Annotated in this window: 19 protein-coding genes and 1 riboswitch; of the genes, 13 read left to right on the plus strand and 6 right to left on the minus strand. The window is 73.9% G+C overall.

What is annotated here, in order from left to right:
- Nucleotides 1–2: 2 nt before the first annotated feature.
- Nucleotides 3–284 carry an Lrp/AsnC ligand binding domain-containing protein gene (locus ACZ5WK_RS06660; RefSeq protein ID WP_030240061.1) on the minus strand — a complete coding sequence of 94 codons (282 nt, stop codon included), beginning with the start codon at nucleotides 282–284 and terminating at the stop codon, nucleotides 3–5.
- A 41-nt stretch (nucleotides 285–325) separates the two neighbouring features.
- Entirely contained in the window at nucleotides 326–1108 is a 783-nt protein-coding gene (locus tag ACZ5WK_RS06665; protein ID WP_465545613.1) for a rhomboid family intramembrane serine protease, read from the minus strand.
- 288 nt (nucleotides 1109–1396) lie between these two features.
- Here ACZ5WK_RS06665 and ACZ5WK_RS06670 point away from each other — a divergent pair, with 288 nt between their 5' ends.
- From ACZ5WK_RS06670 to ACZ5WK_RS06695, 6 genes are all read left to right on the plus strand, one after another.
- On the plus strand, nucleotides 1397–1666 hold the full coding sequence (locus tag ACZ5WK_RS06670; protein WP_396319421.1) for a hypothetical protein: 270 nt from the start codon (nucleotides 1397–1399) through the stop codon (nucleotides 1664–1666).
- 255 nt (nucleotides 1667–1921) lie between these two features.
- Nucleotides 1922–3343 carry an NYN domain-containing protein gene (locus tag ACZ5WK_RS06675; protein WP_465545940.1) on the plus strand — a complete coding sequence of 474 codons (1422 nt, stop codon included), beginning with the start codon at nucleotides 1922–1924 and terminating at the stop codon, nucleotides 3341–3343.
- Between the two features lie 210 nt (nucleotides 3344–3553).
- The gene (locus ACZ5WK_RS06680; protein ID WP_465545616.1) at nucleotides 3554–4597 is read left to right on the plus strand and encodes a C40 family peptidase; all 1044 of its coding nucleotides are present in this window, start codon (nucleotides 3554–3556) and stop codon (nucleotides 4595–4597) included.
- Between the two features lie 324 nt (nucleotides 4598–4921).
- Nucleotides 4922–5076: riboswitch (cyclic di-AMP (ydaO/yuaA leader) on the plus strand.
- Between the two features lie 10 nt (nucleotides 5077–5086).
- A complete protein-coding gene (locus ACZ5WK_RS06685) occupies nucleotides 5087–6226 on the plus strand; it encodes a C40 family peptidase (RefSeq protein WP_396319419.1) in 1140 nt (379 codons plus the stop codon).
- Nucleotides 6227–6451: 225 nt separating this feature from the next.
- Nucleotides 6452–7516, plus strand: a complete 1065-nt coding sequence (locus ACZ5WK_RS06690; protein ID WP_465545618.1) for a C40 family peptidase — start codon at nucleotides 6452–6454, stop codon at nucleotides 7514–7516.
- Nucleotides 7517–7680: 164 nt separating this feature from the next.
- Nucleotides 7681–8712: a hypothetical protein gene (locus ACZ5WK_RS06695; protein ID WP_465545620.1), complete on the plus strand. Its 1032-nt coding sequence runs from the start codon at nucleotides 7681–7683 to the stop codon at nucleotides 8710–8712.
- A gap of 101 nt (nucleotides 8713–8813) precedes the next feature.
- On the opposite strand, the gene ACZ5WK_RS06700 is transcribed toward ACZ5WK_RS06695, so the two are convergent.
- Entirely contained in the window at nucleotides 8814–10226 is a 1413-nt protein-coding gene (locus ACZ5WK_RS06700; protein WP_465545622.1) for a glycosyltransferase 87 family protein, read from the minus strand.
- Nucleotides 10227–10471: 245 nt separating this feature from the next.
- Here ACZ5WK_RS06700 and ACZ5WK_RS06705 point away from each other — a divergent pair, with 245 nt between their 5' ends.
- The gene (locus ACZ5WK_RS06705; RefSeq protein ID WP_465545624.1) at nucleotides 10472–11608 is read left to right on the plus strand and encodes a glycosyltransferase family 4 protein; all 1137 of its coding nucleotides are present in this window, start codon (nucleotides 10472–10474) and stop codon (nucleotides 11606–11608) included.
- A gap of 49 nt (nucleotides 11609–11657) precedes the next feature.
- Here the strand turns inward: ACZ5WK_RS06705 and ACZ5WK_RS06710 are convergent, their stop codons facing one another.
- A complete protein-coding gene (locus ACZ5WK_RS06710) occupies nucleotides 11658–13451 on the minus strand; it encodes an AMP-dependent synthetase/ligase (RefSeq protein WP_465545626.1) in 1794 nt (597 codons plus the stop codon).
- 332 nt (nucleotides 13452–13783) lie between these two features.
- On the opposite strand from ACZ5WK_RS06710, the gene ACZ5WK_RS06715 reads away from it, so the two are divergent.
- The 5 genes from ACZ5WK_RS06715 to ACZ5WK_RS06735 all read left to right on the plus strand — a co-directional run bounded on the left by ACZ5WK_RS06715 (nucleotide 13784) and on the right by ACZ5WK_RS06735 (nucleotide 17989).
- Nucleotides 13784–14218: an SRPBCC family protein gene (locus tag ACZ5WK_RS06715; protein WP_396319413.1), complete on the plus strand. Its 435-nt coding sequence runs from the start codon at nucleotides 13784–13786 to the stop codon at nucleotides 14216–14218.
- Between the two features lie 25 nt (nucleotides 14219–14243).
- Complete coding sequence (locus ACZ5WK_RS06720) at nucleotides 14244–15416, plus strand: ArsA family ATPase (protein WP_465545629.1); 1173 nt, start codon at nucleotides 14244–14246, stop codon at nucleotides 15414–15416.
- 109 nt (nucleotides 15417–15525) lie between these two features.
- Nucleotides 15526–15885 (plus strand): DUF5304 family protein, encoded by a 360-nt coding sequence (locus tag ACZ5WK_RS06725; protein WP_465545631.1) that lies wholly within the window; start codon nucleotides 15526–15528, stop codon nucleotides 15883–15885.
- A gap of 192 nt (nucleotides 15886–16077) precedes the next feature.
- Nucleotides 16078–17022, plus strand: a complete 945-nt coding sequence (locus tag ACZ5WK_RS06730; RefSeq protein ID WP_396319410.1) for an ROK family glucokinase — start codon at nucleotides 16078–16080, stop codon at nucleotides 17020–17022.
- 208 nt (nucleotides 17023–17230) lie between these two features.
- Nucleotides 17231–17989: an endonuclease/exonuclease/phosphatase family protein gene (locus tag ACZ5WK_RS06735; RefSeq protein WP_465545633.1), complete on the plus strand. Its 759-nt coding sequence runs from the start codon at nucleotides 17231–17233 to the stop codon at nucleotides 17987–17989.
- 24 nt (nucleotides 17990–18013) lie between these two features.
- On the opposite strand, the gene ACZ5WK_RS06740 is transcribed toward ACZ5WK_RS06735, so the two are convergent.
- Together ACZ5WK_RS06740 and ACZ5WK_RS06745 are read right to left on the minus strand one after the other, a co-directional pair.
- The gene (locus tag ACZ5WK_RS06740) at nucleotides 18014–18739 is read right to left on the minus strand and encodes a hypothetical protein (protein WP_465545634.1); all 726 of its coding nucleotides are present in this window, start codon (nucleotides 18737–18739) and stop codon (nucleotides 18014–18016) included.
- A gap of 10 nt (nucleotides 18740–18749) precedes the next feature.
- Nucleotides 18750–19544: an alpha/beta hydrolase gene (locus ACZ5WK_RS06745; protein WP_465545636.1), complete on the minus strand. Its 795-nt coding sequence runs from the start codon at nucleotides 19542–19544 to the stop codon at nucleotides 18750–18752.
- Between the two features lie 231 nt (nucleotides 19545–19775).
- Here ACZ5WK_RS06745 and ACZ5WK_RS06750 point away from each other — a divergent pair, with 231 nt between their 5' ends.
- The gene (locus ACZ5WK_RS06750) at nucleotides 19776–20573 is read left to right on the plus strand and encodes a lysophospholipid acyltransferase family protein (RefSeq protein ID WP_465545942.1); all 798 of its coding nucleotides are present in this window, start codon (nucleotides 19776–19778) and stop codon (nucleotides 20571–20573) included.
- Nucleotides 20574–20628 lie beyond the last annotated feature (55 nt).

A 20628-nucleotide genomic window follows, 5' to 3' on the forward strand; every position in this document is an offset into this window, starting at 1 on the left:
CGCTACTCGTCGAGGCCGAGCGCGAAGGCGGCCTCGAGGTCGTGCTGGGAGTAGGTGCGGAAGGCGATCTGGGTCTCGGTGTGGGCCACGCCCGGGACCTTGTTCAGCCGGCCGGGGATCACCTCGGCCAGGTCGTCGTGCCGGCGCACCCGGACCATCGCCACCAGGTCGTAGCCGCCGGTGACCGAGTAGACCTCGCTGACGCCCTCGATGGCCGCGATCGCCTCGGCGATCTCCGGGATGCGGTCGACGCTGGTCTTGATCAGGACGATGGCGGTGATCACTGTTCGGGCTCCTTTGTGAGGTGCGGCCAGGGTATCGGGCGTCAGCCGGACCGTCGCGGGGGGCGGGTGGCCACCGTGCAGGCGTACAGGAAGCCGGCCGAGAAGCCGATGACGTGGACGAGGTAGGCCACCCCGGGCCCGGCCGAGTGCACCGACCACCACTGCAGGGCGAACCAGAGACCGAGCACCAGCCAGGCCGGGAACCGCAGCGGGAGGAAGAGCAGGAGTGGTACGAGCGTGGTGACGCGGGCGCGCGGATGCAGCCTCAGGTAGGCGCCGAGGACGGCCGAGATCGCCCCCGAGGCGCCGATCAGCACCCGGGTGGAGCCCGGCGAGTGCGCCTCGGCCAGCGCGAAGCCGTACGTGGCGAGCGAGCCGGCGGCCAGGTAGAAGAGGGCGAAGCGGGCCCGGCCGAGCCGTTCCTCGACGGTGGGGCCGAAGACATAGAGGAAGAGCAGGTTGCCCAGCAGGTGCAGCCAGCCGGCGTGCAGGAAGAGCGCGCTGAGCACCGCGAGCGCCGGATGCTTGCCGGGGGTCGGCCGGGCCGGGCAGCCGGGCACCGGGTCGGGGGCCTCGGCGAGCTGTTCGGCGGTCAGCGGGCGCCCGGCCAGCAGCTCGGCCGGGACGGCGCCCCAGCGCTGCTCGTACCGCTGCTCCGCGCAGACCCGGTCCTGGCCGCGCCCGTACAGCGGGTTGAGCCCGGCGGCCGGGCCGAGCAGGAAGACCAGGGTGTTGAGCGCGATCAGCGCGTAGCTGACGGCCGGGACGGGAGCTGCCGGGCGGCCGGCCCGCGCGCCGGTGTGGTCGAGGACCGGGATCGCCATGCGGCCAAGCATCCCTCCGCCCGGCACGGGCGGCACCGGGCTTACGGCAGGTGGGCTACGTCCTGTCCGGTCGAGGGGTTGTCCGCGGACTCCTGGCGTCGCCCGCGAGCGGGAGTTCGCGGACCTGTCCCGGGGGCGCGTCCGGGCCGCCCGATCGCTGTGACCGGTGGTCGGGACGGTTGCCTCAGGCAATAGGCTTGGGGCGGGCATTCCCGCCTCCCGCCGCCGATGCCGGGGCTCCGGGGGGAGCGCCTGAGCCCACCCAGGGACCACCCGAGAGGACCCCCGATGACCGTCCCCGCCCTGACTGCCGAGACGCGTTGGCGCTGCACCCTGTGCGGCAACCTGACCCGTTTCGACGTTACCCGTTCCGCCCGGGTCACCGAGTTCCTCCACTTCGACCTGGCCGGCGAGTCCAAGGTGGAGGAGACCGAGGTGCTCAGCGAGACCATCGAGTCGGTGCGCTGCCGCTGGTGCAACGCGGTGGACCAGGTCGAGCTCGTGGCCCGCCCCGGGGCCGAGGACGCCGAGGCTGCCGAGGCCGCCGAGCAGGGTTGATGCCCGGCCCGTGCGGAGGGCGGCGGTGCGGGGCACGGCCGCCCGCCGCACGGGACAATACAGACAGAGCGCACGGAGCGTGAGGACGAGGGCGGCCGCCGTTGGCCGTGCCGCTGGAACAGGATCGGAGCCGAGGACGTGGTGGACGCAGCGAAGGAGCCCGCCGGGCCGCAGGGGCGGCAGCCCGCTGTGGACGCGCAGGCGCCGGACGCGGCCGAGGCAGCCCCGTCCGCGCCCGCCCCGGCCGGAGACCCGGTGTCGGACGGGACGGCCGGCGCCGAGGAGTCCGGCGGTGACGAGCCGGCGGCAGGCCGCGCCGACGGGACGGCGGCGGGGACGGCCGCCGAGAACGCCGCCGAGCGGGCGCCCGAGAAGCTCGACCGGCCGCTGCCCGAGGGCGTGCGCCGCCGGGTGGTCGGCCTCGCCGCGGACGCGCTCGGCGGGCTGCCGCCGGGCGAGCTGCCGCAGACGCTGCGCCAGTACGCCAAGTTCACTCCGGCCCGGCGGGCCAAGTACGCGGCCACCGCGCTGGCCGCCGCGCTGGAGTCCGAGCCGGCCTTCCGGGTGCGGATAGCGGAGCGGCTGCGGCTGGGCCAGCCCGATCTGGTCAAGGCGCTGGAGTCCGGCAGCGTGCCCGGGGCCGCCGATCCGATGGACGTCGCGGCCGCCGCCTACCTGGTGCGTTCGGCGGGCTGGAGCCGGCTGGTGTCCGAGGCCGGCGAGGAGGCGGAGCGGGCCGGCGCCGAGGGCGCGGCCGCCGAGGCGGCCCGGCTGGTGGAGAAGCTGCAGGCGGAGCTGGCCGAGGTGCGGTCCGCGGCGCGCTCCGATCTGGACCGGCAGCGGACCGAGTCCGAGGACGTCCGCAAGGAGGCCGACTCGCTGCGCCGGAAGGTGCGGTCGCTGGAGAGCGACACCCGCCGGGCCCAGGCCGAGACCCGCCGGCTCAGCGCCGAACTGGAGGCGCTGAAGACGCAGTCGGGAGCCGAGCGCAGCGCGGCCGAGAACGAGGCGCGCCGGCTGCGGCACCGGATCTCCGAGCTGGAGAACGCCGCCGAGCAGGGCCGCCGGTCGGCCCGTGAGGGGCGCAGCGTCGAGGACATGCGGCTGCGGTTGCTGCTGGACACCGTGCTGCAGTCGGCGCAGGGCCTCCAGCGGGAGCTGGCCCTGCCGGTCTCCCAGATCCGGCCGGCCGACCTGGTGGAGGCGGTGGTGCCGGGCGCGGCCTCGCCGCACGACGTGGCCCGGCGCGGGCTGGCCGAGGACGATCCGGCGCTGCTGGACCAGCTGCTGGCGATCCCGCAGGTCCATCTGGTGGTGGACGGATACAACGTGACCAAGACCGGCTATCCGGCGCTGCCGCTGGAGCAGCAGCGGATCCGGCTGCTGGGCGGGCTGGCGATGCTGGCGCAGCGCACCCAGGCGGAGGTCACCTGTGTGTTCGACGGCCAGGACCTGGACGTACCGGTGATCATGGCGCCGCCGCGCGGGGTCCGGGTGCGGTTCAGCCGGACCGGGGAGACGGCGGACGAGCTGATCAGACGCCTGGTGCGGGCCGAGCCCCAGGGCCGGCCGGTGGTCGTGGTCTCCACCGACCGGGAGGTTGCGGAGGGCGTGCGCAAGGCGGGTGCGCGCCCTGTCGCCTCGGTGCTGCTGCTGAACCGGCTGGCCCGGCCGTAGGCTGTCCCGGGCCCCGCCGGACGGGGTGACGCCTGGTCAGCGCCGGGCTTGCGGTGCTGTGGCGATCTCGTGAAGTCATGGCGGCGGGGCGGAGTTCACGCCAACGGGGGAGTGGCGCAAAGCCTGGATCTTCACTAGGGTCTGGCGTCAAACCTATTTTCCGGATTCTCACTCGATTGGGTGAGTCCGTAAAAAGAAGGAGCCGGTCACTTGGCCTCCCACCGCCGTCCCAAGCAGCCGAGCCGCGCGCGGGTCTCCGTGCTCACCGCTGCCGCGGCGACCGCGGTCGCCCTCTCCGCCCAGGTCGCCGCCCACGCGGCGCCGACCCCGTCCCCCAAGAAGGAGGACGTGAAGGCGCAGATCGACCAGCTCCAGGAGGAGGCCGAGCAGGCGACCGAGAAGTACAACGGCGCCAAGGAGCGGGCCGACCAGCTCCGCAAGCAGGCCGACCAGCTCCAGGACCAGGTGGCACGCGGCCAGGACCAGATGACCCAGCTTCAGGGCGGGCTGGCCGCGGTGGCCGGTGAGCAGTACCGCACCGGTGGCATCGACCCGTCCGTGCAGCTGATGCTCTCCTCCGACCCGTCCGGCTACCTGGACAAGGCCTCCAGCGTGCAGCAGGCCAGCTCCAGCCAGGCCGACGCGCTCAAGGGCCTCCAGGACCAGCAGCGCCGGCTGGACCAGCAGAAGACCGAGGCCGCCGCGATCCTCGCCTCGCTGGACACCACGACCAAGGACCTGAACCAGTCCAAGGCCGAGGTCAACAAGAAGCTGAAGGAGGCCCAGGACCTGCTGAACTCGCTGAGTGCGGCGGACCGGGCCGCGCTGAAGGCCGCCCAGCAGCAGGACGACCGGGCCTCGCGCGGTAGCGAGCGTGCCGACCTCGGCAGCCTGCCGCAGGCCTCCGGTCTCGCCGGGGCGGCCGTCTCCAACGCGATGAGCAAGCAGGGCTCGCCGTACATCTGGGGCGCCACCGGCCCGAGCACCTTCGACTGCTCCGGCCTGATGGTCTGGGCGTACGGGAAGGCCGGCGTCTCGCTGCCGCGCACCTCGCAGGCGCAGGGCAACGTCGGCTCGCGGGTGCCCTCGCTGGCCGAGGCCCAGCCGGGCGACCTGATCATCTACCGCGACGACCGCAGCCATGTCGCGATGTACATCGGCAACGGCATGGTGGTGCACGCGCCGCACACCGGTGACGTGGTGAAGGTGATGAAGGCCGACGCGATGAAGATCAACACCATCCGCCGGGTCTGACGGACCGACACGCCCAGGGGTCGGGATCCGGCCCTGTGATCCGCGCCACCTCCGAGCGGGGGTGGCGTCGGCGTTCCCGGTCGTATGTGAGAAATGATCAGCTCCGCGTACGGCGCTGGTCACACCGGGTCATATTCACAAATGAACTTGGGTATTCTTCCGTCTTTTTTCTGACAAGGATTTGAACGGATCACGGTTCTGTTACTAGGGTCGTGCCTCGAACCACCGCACAGTCGATCACCCAGCCTGGGTGGCGGCGGGGGTTTACCGCCGAGTTCGTGAAGCAGCGGGACGGGTCGCAGACCGGTCCGACGGGGAGCCCAGCAGTCGGGGGCGCTGTGGAGCGGAGCCGGGGAACCATGTTCCTCCGGGGTGAATCGGCGCCAGGTCGGCCGCTGGAACGGCCGGTGAGGCGTCGTAGGGCACGCTTCCGGCCCGAACCCGTCAGCTCACCCGGTAGGCGGGCGTTGGAAGAAGGAGTCCGCCTTCGTGGCGTCCCATCGTCGTCCCAAGCCTGCCGGCCGCGCCCGGGTCTCGATCCTGACCGGTGTCGCCGCCGCTGCCGTCGCCCTCTCTGCGCAGTCCGGCGCCCACGCCGACCCGACGCCGACCAAGGACCAGGTCAAGGAGCAGGTCGACCAGCTCAACGAGCAGGCCGAGCAGGCGACCGAGAAGTACAACGGTGCCCAGGCCAAGCAGCAGGAGCTGCAGAAGCAGGTCGGCGAGCTCCAGGACCAGGTGGCCCGTCAGCAGGCCTCGGTGACCGAGGCCCAGGGCGGCCTCGCCGAGATCGCCGGCGAGCAGTACCGCAACGGCGGCATATCGTCGACCGTCCAGCTGATGCTCTCGTCCAGCCCGGACAACTTCCTGAACCAGGCCGGTGCGCTGACCCAGGCCAGCAGCACCCAGTCCGGTGCGTTGAAGGACCTCCAGGAGCAGCAGCGCAAGCTCGACCAGGACCGCAACGAGGCCCAGGCCAAGCTCGGCGAGCTTGAGACCACCACCCAGCAGCTGAAGGCCTCCAAGGAGGAGGTCCAGGGCAAGCTGGCCAAGGCCCAGGACCTGCTCAACACGCTGACCGAGCAGGAGCGCCAGGCGCTGCGCGCGGCCGAGGAGAAGGCCGCCGCCGAGGCGAAGGCCAAGGCGGACGCCGCCAAGGCCGAGGCGAAGGCCAAGGCCGACGCCGACCGCGCCTCCCGCGACAACAGCCGCACCGACCTCGGTGCGTCGTCCTCGGCGCCGGCCGCCGCCAAGCCCGCCGCGCCGGCCGCCAACGGCTCGCGCGCCGCCGCCGCGATCGCCGCCGCCGAGAGCAAGCTCGGTTCGCCGTACGTCTACGGCGCCACCGGCCCGAGCTCCTTCGACTGCTCCGGCCTCACCGGCTGGGCCTATGCGCAGGCGGGCGTCTCGCTGCCGCGTACCTCGCAGCAGCAGGCCGGTTACGGGACCAACGTCGGCACCAACATCGCCAACGCCCAGCCCGGCGACCTGATCATCTACCGTGCCGACGCCAGCCACGTCGCCCTGTACGTGGGCGGCGGGCAGGTCATCCACGCGCCGAAGCCCGGCGCGGTGGTCCGGTACGAGACCGCCACCATGCTGCCGATCTCCGCCATCGTGCGCGTCTGATCCGCATCGGCCCCGACAGGCCCGGCCTCCCCTCGTGGGAGGCCGGGCCTGCGGCTTTTCCGGCGGCTCGAGCAGATGTCCGATTGAGGGTCAAATATTCTGGTTGGGAGGGGTTTGGACTCGATCGCCCGGACTCGCTAACGTCTGCCACCGGACTCCCGCTCACGAGCCGCCCGCCCCCGGTGCGGCGGCGGGGCCGGGCCGCAGGATTGGAGCCACCGTCGCATGGCCGTGCACCGCCGTTCCCCGCTGTCAGGAGCGCACGCGCTCGCCCGTGCGCTGGTGCTGACAGCGGCGGCCACCACCGTGCTCGGCCTGGCCGGTGGCGGCACCGCCCAGGCCGCGCCGGGCTCGCCGGACACGCCCTCCAGCCGCAAGGACATCAAGGCGCAGGTCGAGCAGCTCTACGACGAGGCCGAGCAGGCCTCGGAGAAGCACAACGCGGCGCTCGACGCCCAGCAGCGGTTCCAGCACGAGACCGGCACCCTCCAGCAGCAGGTCGCCGTCGCCCAGGACGAGCTCAACCAGCTGCGCGGCGACCTCGCCACCGTGGCCGGCGCCGAGTACCGCGGCGGCGGCATGGCGCAGACCGTCCAGCTGATGCTCTCCACCGACCCCGAGGGCTACCTCTCCCGGGCCCGCAGTCTGGACCAGGCGGCCGAGCGGCAGAACGAGACGCTGCACGAGGTGGTGGCCCGTCAGCGCCGGCTCGACCAGCGCCGTGCCGAGACCTCCGCCAAGCTCTCCGAGCTGGACCAGACCCGCCGCATCCTGGCCGACAGCAAACAGCAGATCCAGCAGCGGCTGGCCGAGGCGCAGAAGCTGCTCAACAGCCTGGGCGCCGGCGAACGGGCCCGGATGGCCGCGCAGGACGCCCGCGAGGCCGAGCAGCGCGCCACCCGCGGCACCGACCGGCTCGACCTGGGCACCGCCCCGCCCGCCTCCGAACGCGGCGCCGCCGCGCTGGCCGCCGCCGTGAAGATGATCGGCTCGCCCTATGTGTACGGATCCACCGGGCCCCGCGCGTTCGACTGTTCCGGTCTGATGTACTGGAGCTGGCGGCAGGCCGGAGTGACCCTGCCGCGCACCTCGCAGGCCCAGGCGTACGCCGGTCAGCGGGTCAGCATCTCCGACGCGCGACCGGGAGACCTGGTGATCTTCTACCGGGACATGCACCACGTCGGCATGTACGCCGGCGGCGGGGTGATCGTGCATGCCCCGTACCCGGGTGCCAAGGTCCGGTACGAGAGCGTCAACGCGATGCCCGTCGCGGGGGTGATCCGGCTCTGAGCCGGTCCGGGCCGAGACCTTCCTCCACCGCCGCCGGGGCACGCCGCTGCACGCTGTCCCGGCGCGGTGCCCTGCTGCTCGCCGCCGGCGGGCTGGCCCAGCTCTCGCTGCCCGGGGCCGCCCCGGCGGCGCCCGCGCGGGCGGCGGCGGACCAGCAGGCCGAGGTGACGGCACTGCTGGCCGAACGCGCCCGGGCCCTGGCCGCCGGGCCGCCTGCGCTGCCGCTGGCCGAGGCGGGCTACCGCAACCTCGTACTCGGCCCGGCCGGCGCGCCGGACCGGCTGAGCGCCACCGCCGAGCTGGCCGTCCGGGTGGCCGGGTACGACGACTACCCCGTGGTGTACCCGCGCCGGCTCGCGCTGCTGCGCACCCCCGGCGGCTGGCGGGTCGAGCGGGAGGAGAGCGCCGGGGGCCCGCCGCCGTTCTGGGACCTCGGCACCGTCGCGCCCGCCCGCGGCGAGCACACCCTGGTGCTCGGCCTGGCGGGCGGACCGGACGCGGCCGGGCTCGCCGCCGTGGCCGACCGCGCCGTCCCGGCCGTCGGCGCGCTCTGGGGCACCGGCTGGGCGGGCCGGCTGCTGCTGGAACTGCCCGCCACCGAGGCACAGTTCGCCCGGCTGCTGGAGGCCGACCCGGCCGCCTGGACCGGCATGGCGGCCGTCACCACCGCGGCGCCCGGCGCGCCCTGGCACACCCCGGCCGACCGGGTGCTGGTCAACCCCGAGGCGTACGGCGGGCTCAGCGACTTCGGCCGTCAGGTGGTGATCACCCACGAGGCCACGCACGTGGCGACCAGGGCCGACACCCGCTCCTGGACGCCGCTCTGGCTCTCCGAGGGCGTCGCCGACTGGACGGGCTACCGGGGCTCGGGCCGCTCCCCGCAGCAGATCGCCCCCGAGCTGGCCCGCGACGTCGCCGCCGGGAGGCTGCCCACGGCGCTGCCCGCCGACCAGGACTTCACCGCCGGCTCCGCCGGCATCGCCCAGGCCTACGAGCAGTCCTGGCTGGCCTGTGAGCTGATCGCCCGCCGTCACGGGCCCGAGCGGCTGGTCGCCCTCTACCGTGCGGTCGGCGCGGCGGGCCGGGGGGACGGCCGGGAACAGTGGCTGGACCGCGTGCTCCGGGCCGAACTGGGCCTCGGGCTCGCCGAGTTCACCGACCTCTGGCTCGCCGAGGTCCGGCGGCTCAGGGGATAGGCGCCGTCCGGCCGGTCTTGCCGGGCGCGCGATCGACCGGGCGGTACCGAGGGCCCGTCCGCCGCGGGCAGGACCGAGGATCCGTCCGCCGCCGGAAGGACCTAGCGCCGCTCGCCGGCCCTCGGCCGGTCGATGCCGTCGAGCAGGTCCTGCTCGTACGCGATACCCGGCCGCACCGGGTAGGCGGAGGCGGGCTCCGGGCGCGCCAGCACCACGGTGGGCGGCAGCTGCTCGGGGCCGCGGGTGGAGCGCCAGAGCCGGATGCAGGAGAGCACGGTGGCGGCCACCAGCAGCAGGTTGCGCAGGGTGAGCCAGGTGATCGCCCACGGCTCGCTGCCGACCACCTCGCTGAACATCAGCGGGAACTCCACCAGGGTCAGCGGCGTCGCGGCCAGGATCAGCAGCGCCACTGGCCGCTGGCTGCTGCCGCGTACGGTCAGGCAGACCGCCGCCACGCCGACCAGCCAGACCAGGTACTGCGGGCTGATCACCCGGCTGGTCACGGTGAAGATCAGCAGCGCGGTCAGCGCCGCGTCGTACATGGTGGCGGCGTTGCGGCGCTTGGCGGTGAAGCGCCAGAGCAGCAGCCAGGCGAAGCCCAGCAGGGTGCCGGCCATCATCACCTTGCCGACCACGTTGACCCACGGCCCGAGCATCTCCACCGAGCCGTAGTTCATCATCACCTTGCCGTCCCAGGCCCCGGCGATCCGGGCGAAGTGCAGCGGAAGCGCGCCCACCGACTCCACCTCGACGCCACGGTCCTTCTGGAACGTCAGGAACTCGAACGCGCCGTTCATCCCGGCCGCGAGCAGGAAGCCCACCGAGACGGCGGTGGCCGCCGCGGCCGTCCAGGCGCGGCGGGTGCGCCGGCCGGACGGGGTGCCGATCAGGCCGATCAGCGGCCAGATCTTGATGATCCCGCCCAGGCCCAGCAGCAGTCCGCCGATCGCCGGGCGGCGGATCAGCGCCAGCAGGCCGGCCACCGCGACCGCGGTGACGATGACGTCGTACCGGTTGTAGATCATCGGGCCGAGCAGCGGGACGCCGGCCACCCAGACCCAGGCGCCGGTCAGCGCCCGGCCCTTGCGCAGCCCGGTCCGCACCAGCAGGGCCATCGCGGCGGCGTCCGCGATCCCGCAGATCACCCAGAAGGAGACCAGGTACGACCAGGGCAGCAGCCCCGGCAGCATGATCACCAGGGCGGCGCCGGGCGGGTACTGCCAGGTGACGTCGTCCAGCGGGAAGGTGCCGGTCTGCAGGACGCCGTACCAGCCGTGGTAGATCAGCCAGACGTCGGTGGTGACGTCCCCGCCGGGCATCCGCAGCACGCCGGTCACCAGCAGGAGCAGCAGTGCCCGGGTGGCCAGCCAGCTTCCGCCGAGCGCGCAGAGCGCCCCGGCACGCCCGGCGGGGCGGGCGGGGGCCTGGACGGGCTCCCGGCGGACGGCCAGGGCCGTGCCGGGGCCGTCGGCGCCGCTGGGGTTACCGGACTCGGTGGCCGGGGCCAACTCCACTGCGCTCCCTCGTTCGTCTCGGACGTCCCACCGGAGGCGTCGCGAGACGGACGCCCGGGCGGTCGGTGTCGGGCACTGCGCCGTCGTCCGGGCGGGCCCCACCGGCTGCCTAGGTACTAGGACAGACCCGGGGGTGAAACGGTTGCCGTGCACGGTTCCGTTCCCGGCGGGTCATGGTGTTGACCTATCGTACGGATCACCCAGCGGTACACCGAGCACCCCCCGACCGAGCGAGCCGTGGCCTGATGCACAAGACCTTGATCGTCACCAACGACTTCCCGCCGCGACCCGGCGGTATCCAGGCCTTCGTCCACAACATGGCTGTCCGTCAGCCCGCCGGGAGCATCGTGGTGTACGCCTCGACCTGGCGCGACGGCAGCGAGGTCGCCCGGTTCGACGCCGAGCAGCCGTTCCAGGTGATCCGCGACCGGACGAAGGTGATGGTTCCCACACCACGGGTCACCCGGCGGGCCGCCGAGATCCTCCGGGCCGAGAAGTGCGACTCCGTCTGGTTCGGCGCGGCCGCCCCGCTCGGGCTGATGGCGCCCGCGCTGCGCCGTGCCGGGGCCGGCCGGCTGCTCGGCATGACGCACGGGCACGAGGCCGCCTGGGCCCAGCTCCCGGCGGCGCGGCAGCTGCTGCGCCGGATCGGCGCGGGCACCGACACCCTGACCTACCTCGGCGAGTACACCCGCTCCCGGATCGCCGGCGCGGTCGGCCCGGAGGCGGCCGCGCGGATGGTGCAGCTGCCGCCGGGCGTGGACGAGCAGACCTTCCACCCGGAGTCGGGCGGCGCCGAGCTGCGCCGCCGGCTCGGCCTGGCGGACCGGCCGGTGGTGGTCTGCGTCTCCCGGCTGGTGCCGCGCAAGGGCCAGGACACCCTGATCGAGGCGATGCCGCAGATCCTCGCGGACGTGCCGGACGCCGTGCTGCTGATCGTCGGCGGCGGCCCGTACCGGGCGGACCTCGAGAAGCTCGCCGACGCCCGGGGCGTCCGCGCCTCGGTGCGCTTCACCGGGTCGGTGCCGTGGGAGGAGCTGCCCGCGCACTACGGCGCCGGGGACGTCTTCGCGATGCCCTGCCGCACCCGCCGGGGCGGGCTGGACGTCGAGGGCCTGGGCATCGTCTACCTGGAGGCCTCGGCGACCGGCCTGCCGGTGGTGGCCGGGGACTCCGGCGGTGCGCCGGACGCGGTGCTGGAGGGCGAGACCGGCTACGTGGTGCCGGGCGGCTCGCCGGCCGCGGCGGCCGAGCGGATCGTCCGGCTGCTGAACGACGAGGAGCTGCGCCGACGCCTCGGCGAGGCCGGCCGGCGCTGGGTGGACCGGTCCTGGCGGTGGGACCTGCTGGCCGGCCGGCTCACCTCGCTGCTGGCGGGCTGAGCGCACGCCGAAGGGCCCCCGCCTCGGCGGGGGCCCTTCGCGTGTGGCCTCAGCGCTGGTAGATGGCCTCGACGTCGGCCGCGAAGTCCTTCAGCACGACGTTGCGCTTGAGCTTGAGGGAGGGCGTCAGGTGCCCGCTCTCCTCGGAGAAGACGGTGTCCAGCAGGCGGAACTTCTTGACCGCCTCGGCGTGCGACACGGCCGCGTTGCCGTCGTCCACCGCGGCCTGGAGGGCGGCCAGCAGGTCGGCGTCCTCGCGCAGCTCGGCGACGGTGGCGGTGGCCGGCTTGCCGTTCAGCTCCTTCCACTTGGGGAAGAAGTCCTCGTCGACGGTGACCAGGCAGCCGATGAACGGCTTGCGGTCGCCGACCACCATCACCTCGCCGATCAGCGCGTGCGCCCGGATCCGGTCCTCGATCACCGCAGGGGCGACGTTCTTGCCGCCCGCGGTGACGATGATCTCCTTCTTCCGGCCGGTGATGGTCAGGTAGCCCTCGTCGTCCAGCGAGCCGATGTCGCCGGTGGCGAACCAGCCGTCCTGCAGGGCGTCCGCGGTGGCCTGCGGGTTGTTCCAGTAGCCGGTGAAGATCTGCGGGCCCTTCAGCAGCACCTCGCCGTCCTCGGCGATCCGCACGGCCGAGCCGGGCAGCGGCTGGCCGACGGTGCCGATCTTCGGCTTGTCGTGCGGGTTGAAGGCGGTGGCCGCGCAGGTCTCGGTCAGGCCGTAGCCCTCCAGGACGGTGAAGCCGATGCCCCGGTAGAAGTGGCCGAGGCGCTCGCCGAGCGGGGCGCCGCCGGAGATCGCGTGGGTGGCCCGGCCGCCGAGGGCGGCGCGCAGCTTGCTGTAGACCAGCTTGTCGAAGACGGCGTGCTTGATCCGCAGGCCCAGGCCCGCACCCCCGCCGTCCAGCGCCCGGCTGTACGCGATCGCGGTGTCGGCGGCCCTGTCGAAGATCTTGCCCTTGCCGTCGGCCTGGGCCTTGGCACGGGCGGTGTTGTAGACCTTCTCGAAGACTCTGGGCACGCCCAGGATCAGCGTCGGGCGGAACGACGCGAGCTCGGCCGTGACGTCCTTGATGTCCGAGACGTGGCCGAGCTTGATGGGGGCGATCGCGGCGGCGATCTCGGCGATCCGGCCGAGCACGTGCGCGAGGGGGAGGAACAGCAGGACGGAGCCCTCGCCGGTCCGGAACAGCGACTCCATGCGGGCCGTCACGTTGCCGAGCTCGGCCAGGAAGTTGCCGTGGGTCAGCTGACAGCCCTTGGGGCGGCCGGTGGTGCCCGAGGTGTAGACGATGGTCGCGACCGAGTCGGAGGTCGCCACCGAGCGGCGCTCGTCGATGGTGGCGTCGGAGACGTCCTGCCCGGCCTCGGCCAGCGCGGCCAGGGCGCCGGCCTCGATCTGCCAGGTGTGCTTCAGCTCCGGCAGGCGCTCGCGGACCTGCTCGACCACCTCGGCGTGCCGGTCGGTCTCGGTGAGGACTGCCACCGCCCCGGAATCGCCGAGGATCCACTCGACCTGCTCGGCGGAGGACGTCTCGTACACCGGCACGGTGATCGCGCCGGCCGACCAGATCGCGAAGTCCAGCAGCGTCCACTCGTACCGGGTGCGGGACATGATGCCCACCCGGTCGCCGGGCTCGATGCCCGCGGCGATCAGGCCCTTGGCCGCGGCGTGCACCTCGACCAGGAACTGGGTGGCGGTCAACTCCTGCCACTGGCCGTCCACCTTACGACTGAGCACCGCGACGTTCGGGTGCCGCTCGGCGTTCTGGTGCACGAGGTCGGAGAGGTTACCGCCGCTCGGTACCTGGTAGAGGGCCGGAAGGCTGAAGTCGAGCAAGACTGCTCCTCGTTCGCGACGCTGCGGGACGGCAGGACGTTACTGCCCGGTAGGCAGCTTCGACCAGGGGGGTCGGCTCCGGTGTTCGAAGTGTCACACCTTTACCCGGTCCGACCAGGCCGTGACCGGGTCGTTCGAATGGCACCCTACGGCAGCCCCGGAGTGACCGACCGGTAGCCTGCCACGCCGCCGGAGCCCGGGCCCCGGCGGCGTGGCAGGCCACCGGGCCCTGGACCGGAGGGCGCCCCCGGGCGCGATAGCCTGCTCCGGGCGCACCCGACCGAGCAGGCTCGGCCGGGCCGGCAGCAAGGGACGACGCGGAGGGCCATTCCATGGCGGAGCACACCAGGTCGAGCATCACCATCGACGCGACCCCGGCGACGGTCATGGCCGTGATCGCCGACTTCGCCGCCTACCCGGCCTGGACCGGCGAGGTCAAGGAGATCGAGGTACTGGAGAACGCCGAGAACGGCCGCGCCGCCCAGGTGCGCCTGCTGCTCGACGCCGGCGCCATCCGCGACGAGCACGTCCTCGCCTACACCTGGGACGACGACCGCGAGGTCAGCTGGACGCTGGTGCGCAGCCAGATGCTCCGCTCGCTGGACGGCTCCTACGCGCTCGCCCCGCTCGACGGCGGCCGGACCGAGGTCACCTACCAGCTCGCCGTCGACGTCAAGATCCCGATGCTCGGCATGATCAAGCGCAAGGCCGAGAAGGTCATCATCGACCGGGCGCTGGCCGGCCTGAAGAAGCGCGTCGAGGGCTGACGCCCGGAAAGCGGGGCAGCACGGCATGACGGCCACACGCACCATCCTGGTCAGCGGCGACGCTGCGGCGCCCATGGTGGCCGCCGCCACCGCCCTGCACGCCGCCCGGCAGGGTCGCCGCACCCTGCTGCTGGCCGCCGACGACCCGCACCGCGCCCTGGACACCGTCCTCGGCACCCGGCTGGAGGCCGAACCCGCCGCCTACGCGCCCGGGCTGACCGTGGCCCGGGCCGACGAGCAGGCCGCCTTCCGGCACGCCCTCGGCGAGATCGGCGGCCGGCTCAAGCCCGCCCTCGACCTGCTCGGCGCCGAGCCGCTCGACCCCGAGGAGCTCACCGCCCTCCCCGGCACCGCCCGGCTCGCCCTGCTGCGCGCCCTGCCCGCCGCCGACGCGGACGTCCTGGTGGTGCTCGCCCCGCCGCCCGCCGAACTGATCGGCACGCTCGCCCTGCCCGAGCAGCTGGAGCGCTACCTGGCCCGGCTCGTCCCCGAGCAGCGCCAGGCCGCCCGGGCGCTGCGCCCGCTGCTGGCCGGCCTCGCCGGGGTCCCGATGCCCGCCGACTGGCTGTACGAGACCCGGACCAAGGCGGCCGCTGCGCTCGCCGAGGCCCGCGCCGCGATCACCGCGCCCGGCACCAGCGTCCGCCTGGTCACCGCCGCGGACGGACACCCGTACGAGGAACTGCGCCGGATCCGCGCCGGGCTGGCCCTGCACGGGCACCGGCCGGACGCCGTCGTGGTGCACGGCGCACTGCCGGACGGCGCCGCCGGCTCGCCCGACCCGTGGCTGGCCGGGCTGGCCCGCCGCCGGCAGGAGGAGCTGGCCGCCCTGGCCGCCGCCGGCGACGTGCCGGTGCTGGTCACCGGCCTCGCCGAGGTCACCCTGGAGGCCGTCGCCGACCGTCTCTACGGGGCCGGGCCCGGCCCGGCGCCGCTCGCCCCCGAGCCGTGGCCGGTCGAGGACCGGCTGGCCGAGGACGGCCTGCTGGTCTGGCACCTCGCCCTGCCCGGCGCCGACCGGGCCGACCTGGACCTGGTGCGACGCGGCGACGAGCTGGTGGTCGGCCTCGGCGCCCACCGGCGCGTCCTCACCCTGCCCTCGGCGCTGCGCCGCTGCACCGTCGCGGGCGCCGGCCTGCACGACGGGGCGCTCGCCGTCCGCTTCGCGCCGGACCCAGCGCTCTGGCCGCGCGGCTGAGACTCCCGGGTGGCCAGGGGCTTCCGAGCGGCCCCGGGGGTACGGGCCCGGTCCGGTAGCGTCGGGGCCAGTGGCCGCAGGCGCGGCCGGAGCCGAGGAGACGCCCGCGATGACCACCGCCGACGACCGCACCGAGCAGGCCGCCGAGCACCCCTTCGGCCCGGAGCTGGGCCCGCTGGTGGACGAGGTCCGCCGGTTCGCCGGCGCCGTCGGCCAGAAGGCCCAGGAGGCCGGCGCCGAGACCCTGATCTCGCTGGCCGGCCTCGCCGACCGCCTGCGCGAGAAGCAGCCCGACGTGTACGAGCACCTGGCCGCCGCGGGCAGCGGGCTGGCCGCGGCCGGCGGCGAGCTGCTGGCCGCCTACCGGGCCGCCGTGGCCGGTCACGAGCACCGCTGGACCGCCGGCGAGGGCGCCCGCAGCGAGCGGATCGATCTCGACACGCCTGACGGGCCGTCCGACAAGCTGTGAAGCCCTGATCCCGAAAAAGTCACCAAGTGGCTGCGCGCTGCGACGGTGCGGGTAAGAATGTACGACTTTTGAAGGGGATCGGCGAGCTTGGGCGTCGATTGTCTTCGGTTAATGTATGCGACGGTGTATACGGGGGCAGGGTTGGGCGGTACCGTTCCGTCCAGCGGGAACGAGTGAATAGCTGAGGGACACATGGCTCTGACCATCGGCGTCGACGTCGGCGGGACCAAGATCGCGGCAGGCGTGGTCAACGAGGCGGGCGAGATCCTGGCCCGGACCAGGGTGCCCACCCCGGCCGACCCGCAGTGGGCGGTCGACGCCATCGCGCAGGCCGTGCGCGAGCTCAAGGAGCAGTACCCCGACGTGGTCGCGGCCGGCGTCGGTGCCCCCGGCTTCGTCGACCGCGGCCGCTCGACGGTGATCTTCGCCCCCAACATCGACTGGGAGGACGAGCCGCTGCGCACCCGGATCGAGGAGCTCACCGGCCTGGACACCGTGGTCGAGAACGACGCCAACTGCGCCGCCTGGGCCGAGTACCGCTTCGGCGCGGCCGCCGGGCACGACGACATGGTGCTGATCACCGTCGGCACCGGCATCGGCGGCGGCCTCGTCCTGGACGGCCGGATGCACCGCGGCCGGTTCGGCGTGGCCGGCGAGATCGGCCACCTCAACATGGTTCCCGACGGCCTGGCCTGCGGCTGCGGCGGCAGGGGCTGCTGGGAGCAGTACGGCTCGGGCCGGGCGCTGCGCCGCTACGGCCGCGAGAAGGCCGCCGCCGACCCGATCCACGGCAAGCGGATGCTGGAGCTCAACGACGGCGTCGCCGAGACCATCCGCGGCATCCACATCACCCAGGCCGCCGAAGAGGGCGACCCGCTCGCCCTGGAGTGCTACGCCGAGCTGGCCGACTGGCTGGGCCGGGGCATGGCCGACCTCGCCGCGCTCTTCGACCCGGGCGTCTTCGTGCTCGGCGGCGGCGTCTCCGACTCCGGCCGGCTGCTGCTCGACCCGGTCGCCAAGGCCTTCGAGTACTACCTGACCGGCGGGGTGCACCGCCCGCGCGCCGAGGTGGTGCTCGCCTCGATGGGATCGGCCGCCGGCATCTCCGGCGCGGCCGACCTGGCCCGCACCGTCTGACCCCACCACGCGCACGCCGGCGGCGGCGGCGGCGCGGCCACGGCCTCCGGGCCACGGCCGTGCCGCCGCCGGCGCGTGTTCCCCCGCCCTCGCGTTCCCCGGTGCCCTGTCCCCGCGTTCCCCTGCCTTCGTGTTCTCCCGCCGCCGGGCCCTCCCGCTGCCGTACGGTCGTCAACGGATCACCACCGGACGCCAGGGGAGGACCGCCATGACGAGTGAACCGACGAGCGCCGGCCCGGCCGAGCTGCCGCCGCCCGGGCCGGGGCGGCTGCGGCTGCTCAGCTACAACGTCCGCTCGCTGCGCGACGACCGGCACGCCCTGGTCCGGGTGATCCGGGCCTGCGAACCGGACGTGGTCTGCGTCCAGGAGTCGCCGCGCTACTGGCGGCCGGAGGGCCAGGCGGCGTGGCTCGCCCGGCAGACCGGCACGGTCGTCCTGTCCGGCGGCGGCCGGACCGCCGCCGGACCGCTGCTGCTCGGCCGGCTGGGGGTGGACGTGCTCGGCGTCCACGACCGGCTGCTGCCCAAGACCCGCGGCCTGCACGCCCGCGGCTTCGCCGGCGCCGTCGTCAGGGTGGCCGGCTCGGTGCCGTTCTCCGTCACCGCCTGCCATCTGAGCCTGGACCGGGCAGAGCGGTACGGGCAGTTCGAGCTGCTGCTCGACCAGCTGAGGCTCGCCGAACTCGGCGTGGTGGCAGGCGACTTCAACGAACACCCGGACGGCCCCGGCTGGCGGCTGCTGGCCGGGCGGCTCCAGGACGGCCATGCGGTCGCGCCCTGGGGCGGCGAGTTCACGTCGGTCCCGGAGAACCCCTACCAGCGGATCGACGCCGTCTTCGCCACCCCCGGCGTACGCGTCCTCGCCTGCGGCGTCCCGCACGGCCTGCCCGGCGTCACCGAGGCCGACCTGCGGGCCGCCACCGACCATCTCCCGGTGCTCGCCGTCCTGGAACTGCCGGTCGGCTGAACGGCGGGCGGGGCCGGCCGGGAGTCAGACGACCGCACCGCCGTGCGGGTCCTCGGGCTCGTCCTCGTCGCGCTCCTTCATCCGGACCACCAGGGTGACGAAGCCGCCCAGGAAGGCCGTCACCCCGACCCAGGCCGGCCAGCCGGAGACCTCGCGCCAGACCACCGCGTCGAACAGCAGCAGCGCCGGGCCGCCGAGCACGGCCAGCCACGCGAACTTGGCGGTGACGTCGGCGGCGGGCAGCGGCGGCGGCTCCGGCGGGACGAAGTGGCCCTCGTCCGTCTCCTCGGCCAGCTCGAAGTCGCGCGGGCCGGAGGCGGCGGCCGGCATCACGGGCTTGGTGGAGCGGGGGCGGGGCTGCGGCGCCAGGTCGGAGAGGTCGTCCGGGTCGCTGCGGCGCTCGGTGGCGTCCTTGAAACCGCCCTTCAGCTCGCCGCGCGCCCTGAGGTTCTCGATCTCCGGCCAGTTCGGGTTGTTGAGGTCGACGGGGTCGTCGAACTGGGCGACCAGCGCGGCGAAGATCTCGTCCTGTTCGGCCTGGCTGCGTTCGGGCGCGCGCCGCACCCGGGGCGGCTCGGCGGCCCCGGTGGCGCCGGTGGCGCCCTTGCCGGCGTCCGCACCGGTGCCCGGGCCACGGTTCGTGCCAGTGTCCTTACCGCCGTCGGCGCCGTCGGCGCCCTCGGCCTTCTCGTTCTCCGCGTCCTCGCGGGGCGCCTCGTCCTCGCCGCCCGCCGTGCTGCTCTCGTGCACTTCCGGCCCTTCAGCCTTGGTGATCGTCGGATTCGACCCGGGTGGCGCCCGCCGCGTGTGCGGGAGCCAGCCGTCGGATGAAGTCCTGGCTGGCCGTGAATATTTCCGCCGCGTCGTGGTCCAGCGTCGCGACGTGGTAGCTGCGCTGGCACAGCCGCTCCGTCACGTCGGTCGAGGATATCCGGGCCAGCACCAGTTCCGAGTTGGCCGGCGAGACGACGTGGTCCTGCGGACTGTGGAAGAGCAGCACCGGCTGGGTCACCTGCGGCAGCCGGCCCTGGACGTCCTTCCAGAGCCTGGTCAGCGACCAGGCCGCGTGCAGCGGCGTCCGGTCGTAGCCGAGCTCGGCCGAGCCCGGGCGGGCGATGTCGTTGGCGATCCCGGGCAGGCTGGGCACCAGGTGACGCAGCACCGGAAGCAGCACACTTGCGGGGTTGTCGGAACGCACCGACGGGTTGACCAGCACCAGCCCCGAGACGGCCGGCCCGTGCAGGGCGGCCAGCCGCAGCGCCAGCGAGGAGCCCATCGACAGGGCGAAGACGAAGACCTGCTCGCACTCGGCGGACAGCGCCAGCAACTCCCGCTCGACCTCGGCGTACCAGTCCTCCCAGCGGGTCACCTGCATGTCCTGCCAGCGGGTGCCGTGCCCGGGCAGCAGCGGCAGTGCGACGGTGTACCCGGCCGCGGCCAGCTCCTCGGCCCACGGGCGCAGCGACTGCGGCGAGCCGGTGAAGCCGTGGCAGAGCAGCACGCCCACCGGTCCGCCCCGGTGGCGGTACGGTTCGGCACCGGGCAGCAGCGGCATGGCGGGCTCCTTCGCGGGCGGGGACGCTGAGAAGAGGACGCGGGAAAGGGCGGTACGGCAACGGCAGGCTGCGGAAACCGCATCGTCCCATGTGCCTGCCCACGCCGTACACCCCCGCCGTACACCCCCTCCGGACGCCCCGCCGGGGCGGGGCGGGGCGCGGGCGGCCGCCGCGGGGCATTAGGATCGACCGGTCCGCATAACAGGAGGCCCGGGTTGTTCTACCGACTGATGAAGATGATCGTCGCGCCACTGCTTCGGATCTTCTTCCGGCCGTGGATCGAGGGTGAGGAGAACATCCCCACCGAGGGTGCCGCGATCATCGCGAGCAACCACCTGTCCTTCTCGGACTCCTTCTTCTTCCCCGCGCTGATCAAGCGCCGGGTGACCTTCATCGCGAAGGCCGAGTACTTCAACACGCCCGGTGTGAAGGGCAAGCTGACGGCCGCCTTCTTCAAGGGCGTCGGCCAGCTGCCGGTGGACCGTTCGGGCGTGCGCGGCGCCGGCGAGGCGGCGATCCGCTCCGCGATCGCGGTGCTGGACCGCGGCGAGCTGTTCGGCGTCTACCCGGAGGGCACCCGGTCGCCCGACGGCAAGCTGTACCGCGGCAAGGTCGGCGGCCTGGCCCGCGTCGCGCTGGCCACCGGCGCGCCGGTGATCCCGGTTGCGATGATCGACACCGAGAAGGTGCAGCCGCCCGGCCAGGTGGTCCCCAACTTCGGCATCCGCCCGGGCATCCGGATCGGCCGGCCGCTGGACTTCTCCCGCTACCACGGCATGGAGAACGACCGCTTCATCCTCCGTTCGGTGACGGACGAGGTGATGTACGAGATCATGCGGCTCTCCGGCCAGGAGTACGTGGACATCTACGCGACGGCCGCCAAGCGGCAGATCGCCGACGACAAGAAGCGCGCGGACGCCGAGCGTAAGGCGGTCCAGAAGGCCGAGCAGGCCGCCGCCAAGGCTGAGAAGGCCGAGGCGGAGAAGGCGCAGAAGGCCGCGGAGCAGGACCAGAAGGCCGCCGAGTAGGACCAGCAGGAGCGGCCCGGCCTGAGGGCGTGTCCGACGGTTCCCGCCCCGGCGC

It is taken from the genome of Kitasatospora sp. NPDC032757 (assembly GCF_055579305.1).